At 76.6% G+C, this 12,566-nt stretch carries 11 protein-coding genes and 1 riboswitch; of the genes, 7 read left to right on the top strand and 4 right to left on the bottom strand.

Features of this window, described 5'->3' with window-relative positions; all coding sequences use genetic code 11:
* Positions 1 to 168: 168 nt before the first annotated feature.
* The gene (locus tag NHH00_RS00860; protein WP_253049321.1) at positions 169 to 636 is read left to right on the top strand and encodes a PPOX class F420-dependent oxidoreductase; all 468 of its coding nucleotides are present in this window, start codon (positions 169 to 171) and stop codon (positions 634 to 636) included.
* 35 nt (positions 637 to 671) lie between these two features.
* Positions 672 to 986, top strand: coding sequence for a DUF1330 domain-containing protein (locus NHH00_RS00855; RefSeq protein WP_253049319.1), 315 nt, complete (start codon positions 672 to 674; stop codon positions 984 to 986).
* Between the two features lie 61 nt (positions 987 to 1,047).
* Here the strand turns inward: NHH00_RS00855 and NHH00_RS00850 are convergent, their stop codons facing one another.
* On the bottom strand, positions 1,048 to 2,709 hold the full coding sequence (locus NHH00_RS00850) for an Rv2578c family radical SAM protein (protein WP_253049317.1): 1,662 nt from the start codon (positions 2,707 to 2,709) through the stop codon (positions 1,048 to 1,050).
* A 183-nt stretch (positions 2,710 to 2,892) separates the two neighbouring features.
* Positions 2,893 to 3,012, top strand: a riboswitch (TPP riboswitch).
* A 112-nt stretch (positions 3,013 to 3,124) separates the two neighbouring features.
* Between NHH00_RS00850 and NHH00_RS00845 the strand changes: the two genes are divergently transcribed.
* Genes NHH00_RS00845 through NHH00_RS00835 form a run of 3 tightly spaced genes read left to right on the top strand, consistent with a single transcriptional unit; the run spans position 3,125 to position 6,463 of the window.
* Positions 3,125 to 3,850 carry an ECF transporter S component gene (locus tag NHH00_RS00845; RefSeq protein WP_253049315.1) on the top strand — a complete coding sequence of 242 codons (726 nt, stop codon included), beginning with the start codon at positions 3,125 to 3,127 and terminating at the stop codon, positions 3,848 to 3,850.
* 13 nt (positions 3,851 to 3,863) lie between these two features.
* Positions 3,864 to 5,678, top strand: a complete 1,815-nt coding sequence (locus NHH00_RS00840) for an ABC transporter ATP-binding protein (RefSeq protein ID WP_253049313.1) — start codon at positions 3,864 to 3,866, stop codon at positions 5,676 to 5,678.
* A complete protein-coding gene (locus NHH00_RS00835; protein WP_253049310.1) occupies positions 5,675 to 6,463 on the top strand; it encodes an energy-coupling factor transporter transmembrane component T family protein in 789 nt (262 codons plus the stop codon). Before NHH00_RS00840 ends, NHH00_RS00835 begins: the two co-directional genes overlap by 4 nt.
* Positions 6,464 to 6,532: 69 nt before the next feature.
* On the opposite strand, the gene NHH00_RS00830 is transcribed toward NHH00_RS00835, so the two are convergent.
* The 3 genes from NHH00_RS00830 to NHH00_RS00820 all read right to left on the bottom strand — a co-directional run bounded on the left by NHH00_RS00830 (position 6,533) and on the right by NHH00_RS00820 (position 9,523).
* Positions 6,533 to 7,201 carry a M23 family metallopeptidase gene (locus NHH00_RS00830; RefSeq protein WP_253049308.1) on the bottom strand — a complete coding sequence of 223 codons (669 nt, stop codon included), beginning with the start codon at positions 7,199 to 7,201 and terminating at the stop codon, positions 6,533 to 6,535.
* Positions 7,202 to 7,245: 44 nt separating this feature from the next.
* Positions 7,246 to 8,640 (bottom strand): histidine--tRNA ligase, encoded by a 1,395-nt coding sequence (gene hisS, locus NHH00_RS00825; protein WP_253049306.1) that lies wholly within the window; start codon positions 8,638 to 8,640, stop codon positions 7,246 to 7,248.
* A gap of 73 nt (positions 8,641 to 8,713) precedes the next feature.
* Positions 8,714 to 9,523 (bottom strand): MBL fold metallo-hydrolase, encoded by an 810-nt coding sequence (locus NHH00_RS00820; RefSeq protein ID WP_308202240.1) that lies wholly within the window; start codon positions 9,521 to 9,523, stop codon positions 8,714 to 8,716.
* Between the two features lie 210 nt (positions 9,524 to 9,733).
* Between NHH00_RS00820 and NHH00_RS00815 the strand changes: the two genes are divergently transcribed.
* Together NHH00_RS00815 and NHH00_RS00810 are read left to right on the top strand one after the other, a co-directional pair.
* Positions 9,734 to 10,492: a peptidylprolyl isomerase gene (locus NHH00_RS00815; RefSeq protein ID WP_253049303.1), complete on the top strand. Its 759-nt coding sequence runs from the start codon at positions 9,734 to 9,736 to the stop codon at positions 10,490 to 10,492.
* Positions 10,489 to 12,468 carry a DUF349 domain-containing protein gene (locus tag NHH00_RS00810; RefSeq protein WP_253049301.1) on the top strand — a complete coding sequence of 660 codons (1,980 nt, stop codon included), beginning with the start codon at positions 10,489 to 10,491 and terminating at the stop codon, positions 12,466 to 12,468. Before NHH00_RS00815 ends, NHH00_RS00810 begins: the two co-directional genes overlap by 4 nt.
* The last annotated feature ends 98 nt before the right edge of the window (positions 12,469 to 12,566 follow it).

The raw sequence follows: 12,566 nt of genomic DNA, 5'->3' as shown, positions 1-12,566 counted from the left end.
TCCCGGGGCGGGCGCGCGTCCGGACGAGTCTAGTGCGGGCGGGCGCGCTGCTCGACCGGATACCGTGGCGGTGCCGCCGCTCCACCAGCGCTCCGACCGTGTCGTGCGTCCGGGCCGGCGGCACCGGCGCGCGCCGACCGGCCCGCCGCCCGCACAGAAGGGGTGATCGTGGCACGCACCATCGCGACGAACCGGCGCGTCGAGCGCGACGAGCTCGAGCAGTTCCTGCGGTCCCGGCACGACGGCGTCCTCGTCACGACGCGCGCCGACGGGCGGCCACAGCTCAGTCCGGTCACGTACGGAGTCGACGAGGCGGGCCGGGTCGTCGTGTCGACGTACCCGGAGCGCGCCAAGGCGGCCAACGTACGTCGCGACCCGCGCGCGTCGCTGCTCTCGCTGGGCGAGCGCTTCTCGGACCCGTGGGTCCAGGTCGACGGCGAGGCCGAGGTGATCGACCTGCCCGAGTCCGTCGAGCCGCTCGTCGACTACTACCGCTCCGTCAGCGGCGAGCACCCGGACTGGGACGAGTACCGCGAGGCCATGGTGACGCAGGGCAAGTCGCTCGTGCGCCTGACGATCACGCGCTGGGGCCCGGTCGCGACGGGCGGCTTCCCGGCGCGCCTCGCGGACGGCTGACGATCCCGCCGGCGCGGCGGCGTAGCGTGCCGACCATGCCGATCACCCTGTGCGTGATGCTGTGGCCCACCGAGGGCAGCGCCGACCTGCTGAGCGAGTACGAGGACGACGTCCTCGCGCTCGTACCCGCGCACGGCGGGCGCGTGCTGTCGCGCGTGCGCGCGCTGCCCGGTCAGGAGGCGTCGCTGCCGACCGAGGTGCAGGTCATCGAGATGCCCGATGACGACGCGCTCGCCGCGTACCTGGCCGACCCCGCCCGGGTGGCGCGGGCCGACCTCAGGGACCGGGCTGTGGCACGGACGGACATCGTCCGTGTCGGTGCCGTCCCGCACCGCGACCAGCCCTCCTGACCCGGCCGCCGGACGCGCGCCGGCGTCGCGGTCGCGGTGTCGCCCGGACGGTGCCACCAGGTCAGAACAGGACCTGCTCCACTCCCCCGCCGACGACGTCCAGACCCCCGCCGTCGACCGGCATGCCCGCGAGCGCGCCGTCGTGGCCACGCCGGTCGGATTCTTGAGGCGATCCGGCGAGGCTCCCCCTCGGGTAGGCGCCGTCCGTCGGCGGCCCCGGGTCGCGGTGACCGTCCCCGAGACCGCCGAGCTCGCCCCGGCGGTACCGCCCCTCGACGCCCGCGGGACCGCGGTGGCCGGACACCGCGAAGCCGCGCGCCTCGAGCATCGGGCGCACGCGGTCCCACAGCCACGAGCGGTACGCCTTCGAGGCGTACGCGCCACGGGCGTAGACCCGCTCGTAGCCGGGGACGAGCCGCGGGTGCTCGCGCGCGAGCCAACCGAGGTACCACTCGCGCGTGCCGGGCTTGAGGTGCAGCGGCAGCACGGTGACCCCCGTGGCCCCGGCGTCCTTCACGGCGTCGAGCAGGTCTGTCAGCGCGCGCGTGGAGTCGGTGAGCCACGGCAGCACCGGCGCGACCATGACGCCGCACGGCAGGCCCGCCTCGCGGACCGCGCGGATCAGGTCGAGGCGGGCGCGCGGCGAGGGCGTGCCGGGTTCGACGCTCGCCTGGAGCGTCGGGTCCAGCAGCGCGAGCGAGACGCCGACCCCGACCTCGACGCGCGAGGCGGCGTCGGCGAGCAGCGGCAGATCGCGGCGCAGGAGCGTGCCCTTGGTGAGGACCGACAGGGGCGTGCCGGAGCCCGCGAGCGCGTCGATGATGCCCGGCATGAGGCGGTAGCGCCCCTCGGCCCGCTGGTAGGGGTCCGTGTTCGTGCCGAGCGCGACGGGCTCGCGGCCCCACGACGCGCGGGCGAGCTCGGCGCGCAGCACCTCGTCGACGTTCACCTTGACCACGACCTCGCGGTCGAAGTCGTCGCCCGCGTCGAGGTCGAGGTACTGGTGGGTGGGCCGGGCGAAGCAGTTGTGGCTCACGACCCCGGCGGCGACGAAGTCCCGCGTCCCGGTGGTGATGTCGACGAGCTCGGTCTCCTCCCCCGGCCCGTCGAGCGCCTCGAGCGAGTCGACGCGCAGCGCCTCGTCGCCCGTGACGTCCCGGCCCTCGAGCGCGACCCGGCCGCCCGCGAGCGCGGCCGCCCCCGGGCCGACGAGGACGTCGCCCAGCGCCAAGTGGGCGCGGCGCCCGGCCCCGCCGACGACATGGCGCCAGCCCCGTTCGGTGAGGAACCGGTGGTCACCGCTCGCGACGAGGCGCGTGCCGTCCGCGAGGGTCACACGGTACGCGCGCTTGCGGGTGGTCCAGCGGTCGAGCACGCGCGTGCGCACGTAACGCCGGTAGGCGCCGTGCGGTGCGGTCCCCACGATCTCGTCGCCGACCCGCAGCTCGCCGATCGGTCGCTGCGTGCCGTCGGCGAGCAGCACCGGGGTCGACGGCGCGAGGCAGTAGGAGCAGGCGTGGCTGCACCCGCGGTACGGGTTGACCGTCCAGCGGAACGGCATGCGCGACATCGCCGGGACCTTCGACAGCGCGCTCTTGGCCGTCACCTCGTGGAACGTGATGCCCGCGAAGTCGGGCGTGCGCACGCTGCGCACGAGGCCCGCCCGCTCCAGCCCCGGGAGAGCGCCGTCGTCCGCGCCGAGCGCCTGTCCGTCCCACCTCACCCGCACATTCGAACAGGTGTTCGATCCTCAGGTCAAGCCCCGCCGTCCTCCCCGGGGGACGCCTGCTCCGCGTCAGCGGCGACCCGCACCCTGCGCAGGGCCGGTGCACGGGCGGCCCAGGGCCCGTCCCGCGGGCTGAGACGCCGGGATTGTCCGCGTGGCCCCGAGGGCCTAGGGTCGGGCCGAACGCCCCCGGGGAGCGCACGAGCGCTGAGAGTGCAGGCCGGACACCCGTCCCACCTGCAGACCCGTGGAACCTGATCTGGTTCGTACCAGCGAAGGGAGCAGGGCCGACGTCACCGTCCCCTGCGCGCTCGTGCCCGTGCGCGCCTCGCGCCCGGCCGTGCGCGCGGGGCGCCGCAGTGGCGCTCCGTCGTGCACCCCTCGCCCCGGGGGCCCGACGGAGGGAACCCGCATGGCCGAGCCCCGCACCACCCCGCAGCAGGCGACCCCGACCGCCGCCGCACCCACCGACCAGCCGCCCACCGGATCGGCCGGCGTGCCGGCCGACCTGTCGGCCGGCGGGGTGCCCGGTCTCGCGGTCCGCCCGACCGGGCGCCCCGCACGGCGCCGCGGGCTGACGCTCCACGAGACGGTGCTCGTCGCCGTCCTCGGCGTCGTCTTCGGGTTCGTGTACTGGGCGTTCGTCCAGCTCTGGGCCCCGCTCCAGCTCGCGATGGGCCCCCTCGCGGACCTCGCCGCGAACGTCCTCGCGGGCGCGTGGATCGTCGTCGGCCCGCTCGCCACGTACATCGTGCGCAAGCCGGGGGTCGGCATCCTTGCCGAGACCCTCGCCGCGCTCGTCGAGGTCGTCTTCCTCGCGTCCCCCGCGGGGCCGCTGCTGCTCGTCGTGGGCCTGGTCCAGGGCGTCGGCGCCGAGCTGCCGTTCGCGCTCACGCGCTACCGCCGGTTCGGATGGTGGGTCTTCGTCGCGTCGGGCGTGAGCGCGGCCCTCGTCACGTTCGCCTTCAACGCCGTGCGCTTCGGCTGGATCGGTCAGGACTACGCGATGCTCCGGCTCGGGATCCAGGTCGTGTCGTGCGTTGTGCTGTGCGGCCTCGCGGCCCGCCTCCTCGGCGACGCCCTCGCCCGCACGGGCGCCCTCGACGCGTTCGCGATCGGCGCGGCCCGCCGTGGGTGAGGCGACCGCGCACGTGGCTGACGTGACCGCGCACGCGCGCGACGCTGTCACCGCCGCCGACGTGACCGTGCACCTCGGGCACCACGGCACCCGGGTGCTCGACGGCGTCGACGTCACCGTCCCGGCCGGGACGAGCCTGCTGGTCCTCGGCCCGTCCGGGTGCGGGAAGTCGACCCTCCTGCGCGCGCTGGTCGGCGTCGTCCCGCACACCCTCCCGGGCGTCGTCCTGGGCGGCCTCCGCGTGACCGGCGCCGACCCGCGCGAGGTGCCGCCGCCCGTGCTCGCCGCCCGCGTGGGCCTCGTCCAGCAGCGGCCCGGCGACCAGCTCTGCCTGGCGCGCGTGGACGAGGAGCTGCGGTTCGCGCTCGAGAACCGTGGCGCCGACCCCCGCACCACGGACGCCCGCGCGACCGCGGCGCTCGCCGCCGTCGGCGCCGCGCACCTGCACGACCGCGCGACCCACGCGCTGTCGGGCGGCGAGGCGCAGCGCGTCGCGGTCGCCGCGGCGCTCGTCGCCGAGCCGGAGCTCCTCGTCCTCGACGAGCCCACCGCGCTGCTGGACCCCGCCGCCGCCCACGACGTCGGGGCCCTCGTCGCCGGCCTCGCGCGCCGCCCCGGACCCGACGGCGGCGACGACGCCGCGCCGCGGCACCGCTCGGTCGTGCTCGTCGAGCACCGCCTGGACGACCTGGGCGCGCTGCCGGACGCGACCCTGGTCCTCGGGCGCGACGGCAGGGTCGTCGCGCACGGCCCCACCGACCGCGTCCTGCGCGAGCACGCGCACGACCTCTCCGGGCTGGGGTGCTGGCTACCCCTCGCCGTCCGCCTCGAGCAGGCGGGCGCGCCCGGGGCGCTCGGCTCCCCCGGGACGGACGACTGGCTGGTCGACCTCGTGCGGTCCTCGCCGTCGCGCTCGACGACCACGGACCGGCCCCCGTCCGGCACGGCGCGACCGGTCGCGCTCCGGGCGCGCGGTCTCTCCGTCCGCCGCAGCGGACTCCGCGCCGGGCGGTCCCGGAGCGACGACCCGGCCGTCGTGCGCGGTGTGGACCTGGACGTCCGCGCGGGCGAGGTGCTCGCCGTCGTCGGTCCCAACGGGGGCGGCAAGTCGACGCTCCTGCGCGGCCTGGCCGGGCTCGAGCGCACCACGGGCGAGGTGGCGACCGCGACGGGCGAGCCCGTCGCGATGGTGTTCCAGGACCCCGAGCACCAGCTCGTCGCCCGCACGGTGCGCGAGGAGGTCGCCTGGTCGGCCCGGCTCGCCCGCGTCGACGACGTCGAGGCGCGCGTGGCCCGGACCCTCGCCGCGTTCGGGCTCGCGCACCTCGCCGACGCGAACCCGTACCGGCTCTCGGGCGGCGAGCAGCGGCGCCTGTCCCTGGCGACCGCGACCGTCCTGGACCCGCCGGTCCTCCTCGCCGACGAGCCCACGTTCGGGCTGGACCGGGCCCAGGCCGCCACGGTCGCCCACGTGCTGCGGGGGCGCGCCGACGCGGGCGGCGCCGTGGTCGTCGTCTCGCACGACCTCTCGCTCGTCGCGGCGCTCGCCGACCGGGTCGCCGTGGTCGTGGACGGCACGCTCGCCACGGTCGCGGAGCCGTCGGCGGTCCTCGCCGACGACGCGCTGTGCGCGCTGGCGGGCCTGCGCCGACCCCCGCTGCTCGACTGGTGGGCGCGCGTAGGCCGCGGTCGCGGCGTCGACCCGGGGGCGCTCGTCCGCGCGCTCGACGCGGCGTTCGACGCCCGGCACGACGTCGTGCCGGGCGCCGATCCCGGGACGGCGAGACTCGCGCCCACGGCCGCGGTCGCCGCGGAGGTCGCCCCGTGACCGGCCCCCGCCCGACCGCGCTCGAACGCTGGAACCCGACGGTCAAGCTCGCGACGGTGCTCGTCGTCTCGACGGCCGCGCTCCTCGTCACCGACCCGGTGACCCCGACGATCGGCTGGGTGCTCACCGTCACCGCGCTGCTGACGCTCGGACGCGTCCCCGTGCGGACCCTCGCGCTCGCCCACGTCCCGTTCGCGGTGTTCGCGACGAGCCTCCTGGTCGTCAACGTCGCCACCCGGCCCGGGGGCGACGCCGTCCCGCTGGGTCCGCTCACCGTCGGCGCGGACGGGCTGACGATCGGCGCGGCGCTCGCGCTGCGCACCCTGCTCGTCGGCGCGCTGTCCCTCGCGCTCGTCCTCACGACCGACCCCGTCCGCCTCATGACGAGCCTGCACCAGCACGCGCGCCTGCCCGCGACCTGGACGTTCGCGGTGCTCGCCGCGCACCGGCTCCTCGTCGAGCTCCCCGACGCGTGGCACACGATCCGCTGCGCCCAGGCGGTCCGCGACCCCCGGCGGCGCCGGGGCACGCTCCCTCGGTCGCCGCGGTCGCTCGGTGCGGCCGCCTTCGCGCTCCTCGTCGGCGCGGTGCGCCGGTCCGAGCGGCTCACGGTCGCGCTCGAGTCGCGCGGGCTGGGTTCCGGACCCCGGACGTCCTCACGGCCCGTCCCGCTCGGCGTGCCCGACGTCGTCGCGGCAGGCGCCGTCCTGGCCGTCGCCGGCGCGGTGGTCGCGGCGGGCGTCCACGGGGGGTGGGTGACCGGGATCGGCGCGCTCACTGCCTGAGGCGACACCGCCGCCGACGCTCCCGGGCGAACCCGGCCGACCGATCGACCGGCCAACGGGCGAGCAGCCTCACGCGGGCTCGACGACCGTCCCCTCGCCCGGGACCCCGAGCGCGACCGCACGGACGCCGCCGTCACGCCCGTGCTCGCGATAGGAGCGGAACGCGAGCGGCACGCCGCGCGCGACGTGCGCGTCGGGCCCGTCCATGGCCTGCACGTGCACGTGCGGCTGCGTCGAGTTCCCCGAGTTCCCGCACCGACCCACCACGTCGCCCGGCCCCACCCGCTGCCCGGGGCGCACCTCGACCGACCCGCGACGCAGGTGGGCCAGGACCACGAACACGCCCGGGACGTCGAGCGCGAGCACCACGTGGTTGCCCGCGAGCGCCGCGCCGCCGGCACGCGCCCGGGACGCCTGCGTGAGCGCGTACCCGAGCAGCGCGAGCGGCGAGCGCCGGGCCTCGTGGTCGCGCTCGCCGTCGTGCGCCGCGACGACCGTGCCCGCGCCGGGCGCGAGGACGGGCAGGCCGAAGCCGAGGAACCGTTCAGGCGGCTCGGTGCCGAGCGCGGTGCGCCAGTCGCGCACGTCCGCGGTGCGGCGGCCGCGGACCGCGACGAAGTCGATCGCGTAGGTCGTGGCGAACAGGTGCGTCCCGTGGCTCGGGACGCGCCGCGCCGGGCTGTTCTGCACGAGCCACGTGCCCTCGAACGGCAGGGCGAGCTCGACCGCGTCCGCCACGTCGTCGCGCCTCCCCTCGCCCCGCACGCCGTCCGGTCGGTCCGTCAATCGCCCGCCGGCACCACCCGCGGGTGCAGGTCCTCGGCGGGCGGCGCCCACGTCGCGGCGTCGGCGTCCACCTGCTCGCCCGAACGGATGTCCTTGACCTGGTCGGGCGAGCGCGTCCCGTCCTCCTCGACGCGCCCCGGGAACCAGACGAACGGGATCCCGCGCCGGTCGGCGTAGCGGATCTGCTTGCCGAACTTGGCGGCGGCGGGCGCGACCTCGACCGGGACGCCCCGCGACCGCAGCGCGGTCGCGATGGCGTCGGACGCGCCGCGCGTCTCCTCGCTCGTCACCGCGACGACGACGGCGCTCGGCACGGAGCGCGTCGCCCGGACCAGGCCCGCCGAGAGCAGGCGCGACACGAGGCGGGACACGCCGATCGACAGGCCGACCCCGGGGTAGGTGTTCGCGCCGTCGGACGCGAGCGTGTCGTACCGGCCGCCCGAGCAGATGGACCCGAGCTGCTCGTGCCCGACGAGCACGGTCTCGTAGACCGAGCCCGTGTAGTAGTCGAGCCCGCGCGCGATCTTGAGGTCGGCGACGACGACGCCCGGGGCGCGCACGCTCGCCGCCTCGACCAGCGCGCCGAGCTCGCCGAGACCCGTCTCGAGCAGATCGCTCACCACGCCGTGCTCGGCCGCGAGCGCCCGCACGCGGTCGACGACGCCCGTGTCGCTCCCGCTGATCGCCGCGAGCGCGAGGCACGCCTCGGCCTGCTCCGGGGTGGTGCCCGCCTCGGCGACGAGGAGCCCCGCGACCTTCTCCGGCCCGATCTTGTCGAGCTTGTCGATCTGGCGCAGGACCTCGTCCACGGCGTCGATCCCGAGACCGCGGTAGAAGCCCTCGGCGACCCGGCGGTTGTTGACCAGGACGCGGACCTCGGGCACGCCGATGTCGCGCAGCGCGCCGAGCGCCTCCGCCATGACGAGCGGCAGCTCGACCTCGTAGTGGTACGGCAGCTCGCCCGCGCCGACGACGTCGATGTCGGCCTGGGTGAACTCGCGGAACCGCCCGTCCTGGGGGCGCTCGCCGCGCCACACCTTCTGGATCTGGTAGCGCTTGAACGGGAAGGCGAGGTGCCCGGCGTTCTCCAGCACGTAGCGCGCGAAGGGGACCGTGAGGTCGAAGTGCAGGCCGAGCTGCTTGTCGCCCTTGTCCCGGCGGGTGTCGTCGGCGTCGCCGGCCTCCTCCTGCAGGCGCCGCAGGACGTAGACCTCCTTGGACGTCTCGCCCTTGCGCAGGAGCTGGTCGAGCGGCTCGACCGCGCGCGTCTCGATCCCCCCGAACCCGTGCAGCTCGAACACGCGGCGCAGGGTGTCGAGGACGTGCTGCTCGACGATCCGACCGTCGGGGAGCCATTCGGGGAAACCGGAGAGGGGTGTGGGCCTGGCCATGGGTCAGATCTTCCCAGACGCTGGCACGGTCGTCCGCATCGTCCCGGCCGACGGACGGGCCGGCCCGCGCACGTCAGGCCGCGAGGAACGGGTTGGTCGCGAGCTCGCGCGCGACCGTGGTCGTGGGCCCGTGGCCCGGCAGCACGTCCCACGCGGGGTCGAGGCGCCCGACGACGTCGCGCAGCGTGCGGGCCATCGTCGCGCCGTCCCCGCCGGGCAGGTCCGTGCGGCCGACCGAGCCCGCGAAGAGCACGTCGCCGCTGAGCACGATCCCCGTCCCGGGCTCGCCCACGAGGTAGAGGGTCGACCCTTCGGTGTGCCCCGGGGCCCCGACGGCGCGCAGCACGAGGTCGCCCCAGCGCAGCACCCGCTCCTCACCCGCCGCGACGTCGAACGTCTCCACGCGGGTCGGCTCGCGGTAGTCCTCCGGCCGGGCCCCGGCCGCGGCGAGGGCCGCGCCGAGCGGACCGGAGACGAGCGAGCGCGCGCCCCGGTCGCCGGTGGGCGAGCCGTGCTCGAGGCTGCCGAACGGGTCGGCGAGCCGGTAGGCGTCGGCCACGTGCAGGACGACGGGCACGTCGAACCGGTCCGCGAGCGCCGCGGCGTCCCACGTGTGGTCCACGTGCCCGTGCGTCGCGAGCACGGCACGCGGGACGAGCCCCGCGGACTCGACGAAGGCGACGACGGCGTCCGCCACCCCCGCGCCGGCGTCGACCACGACGCAGTCGCCGCCCGGGGCGCTCAGCACCGTGCAGTTCGTCCCGAAGACGGGCGCCACGACGACGCGCACCGTCACGGCGGGCACGTCGCGGGGCTCGGCACCGGGCTCGTCGGAGGGGGCGTCGGACGGGGGCGTGGGCGGGTTGCCACGGGGTCGGTCCACGCGCCCGAGGGTAGCCCGCGCCGCCTCGCCCGGTCTCCGGCGACGGGCTCGCGCCCGGGCGGGGCCGGAGCGGTCGATACCGGACCGTGACCTGCGCGCGGCAAATCCACCCGCCACCAGGGCGCTCGGTGCCTAGACTGTCCCGTACCGACCGCGGCCGCACCGGGGTCGACCGTGCGCGCCACGACGGCGCCGGACGAAGGAGCTGGGGTGTCGACGAAGAGTCGCGAGCGCGAGCAGGCGCGCCGTCGTGAGGAGAAGTGGGACCGCCACGTGGCCCAGCTCCGCGCGAAGCGCCAGCGGACCTGGTCGATCGTCGGCGTCGTCGCGGCGCTCGTCGTGATCGGCGTCGCCGTGTGGTGGGCGCTGTCCGCCACCCAGGCACCCGGCACCGACGCCGGCGGCGACGGCGACGCGACCGCTCCGTCGGCGTCCGGCGAGCACACCCTGCCCCCGGCCTCCGCCGCCGAGGGGCGCGACTGGACGTCGACGCTCACCACGAGCGCGGGCGACATCACCCTCACCCTCGACGGAGCGGACGCGCCGCAGGCCGTCGCGAGCTTCGTGTCCCTCGCCGAGTCCGGGTACTTCGACGGCACGTCGTGCCATCGCCTCACCACGTCCGGCATCCACGTGCTCCAGTGCGGCGACCCGACCGGCACCGGAACCGGCGGCCCGGGCTACTCGTTCGGCCCCATCGAGAACCCTCCGTCCGACGACGTGTACCCCGCGGGGACCGTCGCCATGGCGCGCCAGGGCGGCAACGCCGAGTCGATGGGCTCCCAGTTCTTCCTCGTCTACGAGGACTCGACCATCCCGTCCGACGCGGCGGGTGGTTACACGGTGTTCGGCACCATCACGTCCGGCCTGGACGTCGTCCAGGCAGTCGCTGACGCGGGGACGCAGGACGGATCCGGCGACGGGTCCCCCGCCACCCCGGTCACCATCGAAGGAGTTGAGACCCAGTGAGCGATCCCGCCAAGGACCAGGCGAGCGCACCGGCACCGGAGCCCGCGGAGGCGAGCGAGACCGGACGGGTCGACGCGACAGACGTGGAGACGACGGATGCCGCAGCCGTCACCGACGCTTCCGCCGGGAGCACCGACGCGAGCGAGGTCTCGACGACCGAGACCCCGGTCCCCGCGGCCGAACAGCCCACGGCCGAGGAGCCCGCCGAGGCGCCGACGACCGAGCAACCCGCCGAGGAGCCTGTCGTCACCGAGCAGCGGCCGGACGCTGCCTCGGAGGCAGCCGACGCGCCGGGTTCCGCGCCGAGCGGCGAGGAGACCGCGCCGGCCGTCGCCGAGACCGCGAGCGCGCCGGGTGACGCGCCCGTCCCGGACGCCGAGCCGACCGACGAGCCCGCCGCCGGCGCCGAGCCGACGGACGAGGCCGCCGTCGGGACCGAGCCCAGCGACGCGTCGACCACCGTCGCGCAGGACGCCGAGACAGCCGAGGACCCGGCACCCGCCGAGGCCGAGACCGGGGCCGAGGCCGAGACCGCGCCTTCCGCTGAGGCTCCGGCTGCGGCGAAGCCCGCCGCCCCGCGGCCGGGCCCGCGCCCCAAGCCCTCGGCCGTACCCCGCCCGCCACGCAAGCCCGCTCCCGCGGCAGGGGGCGCCCCGGCCGCGTCGGCCGCCGTGCCCGAGGTGCCCGCCGTCCCGGCGCTCGCCGACGACTCCGCGGCGGCGAAGGCCGCGGCCGAGTTCGGCCGGGTCGACGAGGACGGCACCGTCTACGTCCGCGAGAGCGCCGGCGAGCGTTCCGTGGGTCAGTTCCCCGGCGTCGACACCGACGAGGCGCTCGCGCTGTACGTGCGGCGCTACCTCGACCTCCAGGCGAAGGTCGCGCTCTTCGAGGCGCGGCTGACGAGCACGGACCTGTCGGTCAAGGAGATCGACCAGACGATCGCCCGCCTGACGGAGGAGACCGCCGAGCCGTCCGCCGTCGGCGACCTCGACGGCCTGCGCGCGCAGGTCGAGTCGCTGCGCGGTGCCGCGGCCGAGCGCCGCGGCCAGCTCGAGGCGGAGCGGGCCGCCGCGAAGGCCGCGGCCCTCGAGGTGCGGACCGAGATCATCGAGGCGGCCGAGAAGATCGCCGCGACCGACCCGAGCCGCATGCAGTGGCGCCCCGCCGGCGAGGAGCTGCGCGGCCTGCTCGACCGCTGGAAGGAGGCGCAGCGCTCCGGCCCGCGCATCGACCGGGCGAGCGAGGAGGCCCTCTGGAAGCGGTTCAGCCACGCACGGACCGCGTTCGACCGGGAGCGCCGGCACTACTTCGCCGAGCTCGAGCAGCGCAACGCCTCCGCCAAGGCCGCCAAGGAGAAGCTGGTCGCCGAGGCCGAGGCGCTCTCGTCGAGCACCGACTGGGGCCCGACCGCCGGCGCGTACCGCGACCTCATGGCGCGCTGGAAGGCCGCGGGGCGCGCGAGCCGCAAGGACGACGACGCGCTGTGGGCCCGGTTCCGCGCCGCGCAGGACACGTTCTTCCAGGCCCGCGACGCGGTGAACTCGGCCACGGACGCGGAGTACGCCGCCAACCTCGAGGTCAAGGAGGCGCTCCTGACCGAGGCGGAGAAGCTCGTCCCGGTCAAGGACCTCGGGGCGGCGAAGGCCGCGCTGCGCGACCTCCAGGAGCGGTGGGAGGAGGCCGGCCGTGTGCCCCGCGGCGACCTGCAGCGCGTCGAGGGTCGCCTGCGCGCTGTCGAGAACGCCGTCCGCGACGCCGAGCAGGCGCAGTGGACGCGGACCAACCCCGAGACGCGTGCGCGCGCCGAGGGTGCCGCGGCGCAGCTGGAGGCGGCGATCGAGGGCCTCGAGGCGGACCTCGCGGCCGCGCAGTCCCGTGGCGACGCCCGCGCGGTCAAGGATCTCGAGACCGCGCTGACCGCGCGCCGCGCCTGGCTCGAGCAGGTCGTGCGCGCGGCGGAGGACTCGCGCGGCTGACGCGCCGTCCTTCTGCTGCTCGGTCCGGAGGGGCCGGCACTCGTCCACAGGCGAGCGCCGGCCCCTTCCGCGTGCCCGGGCCGATGGTGCACGGTGTG

The organism is Cellulosimicrobium cellulans, from assembly GCF_024124905.1.
GTDB classification, from domain to species: domain Bacteria; phylum Actinomycetota; class Actinomycetes; order Actinomycetales; family Cellulomonadaceae; genus Cellulosimicrobium; species Cellulosimicrobium cellulans_G.
Note: the sequence above shows the minus strand (reverse complement) of the source record. Positions and strands in the feature narration are given on the sequence as shown.

Bases quoted from the DNA above. Each gene is read 5' to 3' on its own strand.
- NHH00_RS00855 (WP_253049319.1), top strand. From the start codon at position 672: ATGCCGATCACCCTGTGCGTGATGCTGTGGCCCACCGAGGGCAGCGCC.
- NHH00_RS00845 (WP_253049315.1), top strand. From the start codon at position 3,125: ATGGCCGAGCCCCGCACCACCCCGCAGCAGGCGACCCCGACCGCCGCC.
- hisS (WP_253049306.1), bottom strand. From the start codon at position 8,640: ATGGCCAGGCCCACACCCCTCTCCGGTTTCCCCGAATGGCTCCCCGAC.